Genomic DNA, 1023 nt, shown 5'->3' with positions numbered 1-1023 from the left:
CCTGCGGCGCGCTGCCGCGCGGCAGCCACTGGCTCCAGGCCACGATCGCCTCGCGCCAGGAACCGGCGCCATCGCCAGCCGCGGGCGACGCGGGGGCCGCGGCGCCCTGGCGCAATGCGGCGCTCCAGGCGTCCCAGTACTGCCGCGTCATCGCCTCGAAATCGCCGGCGCCACCGCCGCTAGCCTTCATCGCCACTCTCCAGACCTGGCCCGCGATGATAGCAACCCGCTGCGATCAGGGCTTGGGGATGCGTAGCGTCTTGCTGATCATCAGCGAGCCGGACAGCGCGAACAGCAGCGCCAGCGGGTGCAGCAGCCACGGCCCCAATCGCCACTCGCCCCACCACAAGGCGTCGCCGATATGGCCCAGGTGCGCCGCGATCGCCAGCACGATGACCAGGCCCAGGCTACTCGGGATCGGCGTGCCCTCGAAGTACGGCACCTTGTCGCCATCGCCGGCGATCTGCTCGGCGGTGACGTTGTAGCGGGCCAGGCGGCTGACCCCGCAGCAGACGAAGAAACTCAGCACCAACCAGTCCCAGCCGCCCTGCATGCCGCAGGCATAGGCCAGCGCCGCCGGGGCCACGCCGAAGGAGATTACGTCGGCCAGCGAGTCCAGCTCGCGGCCGAGGGTCGAGGACGACTTGCGCCAGCGCGCCACCCGGCCGTCCAGCGCGTCGAACACGAATGCCAGCGGGATCAGCGCCATGCCGAACAGCAGGTCGCTGCGGCGGCCGTCCTGCAGGAAGCGCATCGCCGCGAACACCGCGCCGGTGCCGCAGAAGGCGTTGGCGAGGGTGAACCAGTCGGCCAGCTGGAACTCGCGCAGCATGGAGAAGTGGCGTTTCATCGGCATAACGTGGCGGATCCGGCGTGAGCGGCGAGCGACGGCACAGGGTAGCGTGGCGCCGCCGCACTGGCGAGCGGCCGCTGCCGGGCGTCGCGGCGCGCTGCTACGCTGACCGCTCCCCACTCCGCGCAGGTACTCCCCAATGCAGACCGTCCTGATCACCGGCGCCGCCA

2 protein-coding genes are annotated in these 1023 nt (G+C 71.3%); both read right to left on the bottom strand.

Annotation, left to right across the window (positions count from 1 at the left end; translation table 11 throughout):
• Positions 1 to 190: poly(R)-hydroxyalkanoic acid synthase subunit PhaE (locus D183_RS24770; protein ID WP_039727635.1), on the bottom strand; the 190-nt coding region annotated here is incomplete at its 3' end.
• A gap of 45 nt (positions 191 to 235) precedes the next feature.
• Positions 236 to 850 (bottom strand): CDP-alcohol phosphatidyltransferase family protein, encoded by a 615-nt coding sequence (locus D183_RS0113680; RefSeq protein WP_017909499.1) that lies wholly within the window; start codon positions 848 to 850, stop codon positions 236 to 238.
• Positions 851 to 1023 lie beyond the last annotated feature (173 nt).

Source organism: Xanthomonas sp. SHU 199, assembly GCF_000364665.1.
Lineage (GTDB): Bacteria > Pseudomonadota > Gammaproteobacteria > Xanthomonadales > Xanthomonadaceae > Xanthomonas_A > Xanthomonas_A sontii.
The sequence above is the reverse complement of the archived record's forward strand: the minus strand, read 5'-3'. Positions and strand labels throughout refer to the sequence as shown.

Excerpts from the sequence above, each read along its gene's own strand:
- D183_RS0113680 (WP_017909499.1), bottom strand. The coding sequence starts at position 850 with ATGAAACGCCACTTCTCCATGCTGCGCGAGTTCCAGCTGGCCGACTGG.